Consider the following 1,389-nt stretch of genomic DNA (forward strand, 5'->3'; position numbering starts at 1 on the left):
TTCAGCATGAAGGCCATCGTGAACCCGTTTCTCAGAAAGGGGTCGTTTTTGGCTGCCTGTCCCCCTTCCGAAGGGGTCACTTTTCCATGCCGCTTAACAAGCGGAAGCGCGGATCATTGTTGAGGCATGGTGCCTCGTCGCCGTCAGGCACGGTATCGGCCACGACATAGATCGGACGGGTGAATGACCTCCGAAAGGAGAGCCAGAACAGCCCCCAGAATTTTGCCTGGCACGAGAGGAGCAACGGGGAGTAGCGGTTAGAAAAGGTTTCGGGCGAAACCCGTCCATCCAGCAGAACACCATCGGACGCCTGCACGGCACTCAGGACTGTGTTGCCATACCCGGCGCTCGTATAGGCGGAAAGCCGCCCGCTACGGAGGTTCGACATGAGCAGTTCCAACTCGGCGGGCAGTACAATATCGTAGGGCGTTTTGACGAACAAAAATTTTCTGGTCTGAAACCATCTGATTCCGGTCGCCGAAAATACCATGACGAAAAAGCTGGTCAAAAACAAAATGAGATACGTGATATAGGCAGGAGAATTTGGGTGCTGAAAAATAAACGAAAATAGAAGAATGCCAGAGGTCAAACTCAGAATGAAAGATACAACTAATATAGCAACAAAAAAACTGAACGCCCTGTCAGATTTTCTCTTCAGATCGACAATCGCCTGATCAACCAGTTGATAACCTTTTTCCAGATTATCAGGGTTCAGCTTCTGGGCTGCGAGTAAGCTCAATCGGACTGCTTTCATTCCCCTCGTCTCGGTATTTCTCTTGGCAACAATACGCTCCCCAAGCTTCCATCAAAATACGCCGTTTTTCCAGAAGATTACCACGCCGATAGGCGGCTTCAACCTTATTGCCGATCGTATGGGCAAGCGCCATCTCGGCTATATCGCCGTCGAACTGGGTTTCCTCGGCGACCCAATCGCGAAACGATGAACGAAAGCCATGAGGAACCGCTGCGATTCGCGCGTCGCGGCAAATCTTGGTCAGCGTCATATCGGACAACGGCTTGCCCGCGCGCTGGCCAGGAAACACAAGCTGGCTTCGTGCCTCCCGATAACCTTGCGCAAGCTTGAAGACGTGACACATCTGCGACGAGAGAGGGATGACATGCTCCCGCCCTGCTTTCATCCGTTCGGCGGGAATCGTCCAGAGCTTGTTCTCAAAGTCGATTTCATCCCATGTGGCGCTCCTGATCTCCCCAGAGCGTGTGGCGGTCAGGATAAGAGCCGCCAGAGCCAGGCGCCCGATCGAATCTCCCGATCGGAGATAAGTGAGGAAGGCCGGCACCTCGGCGTAGGGCAACGCTGTGTGATGAACGGTCTTGGTCTTCGCCTTGGGAAGGGATTTATCCATTGCCGCCAGCGGCAGGGGAAGCGTG

2 protein-coding genes are annotated in these 1,389 nt (G+C 53.8%); both read right to left on the bottom strand.

Annotated elements, in window-relative coordinates; genetic code table 11:
* Positions 1–76 precede the first annotated feature (76 nt).
* Positions 77–739, bottom strand: coding sequence for a hypothetical protein (locus tag CFR80_RS18190; RefSeq protein ID WP_258367960.1), 663 nt, complete (start codon positions 737–739; stop codon positions 77–79).
* Positions 705–1,389 (bottom strand): tyrosine-type recombinase/integrase (locus CFR80_RS18195; protein WP_146221721.1); only part of this gene is annotated, 685 nt, incomplete at its 5' end. The genes CFR80_RS18195 and CFR80_RS18190, both read right to left, overlap by 35 nt.

The sequence above is a fragment of the Komagataeibacter oboediens genome, from assembly GCF_003207815.1.
GTDB lineage: Bacteria > Pseudomonadota > Alphaproteobacteria > Acetobacterales > Acetobacteraceae > Komagataeibacter > Komagataeibacter oboediens.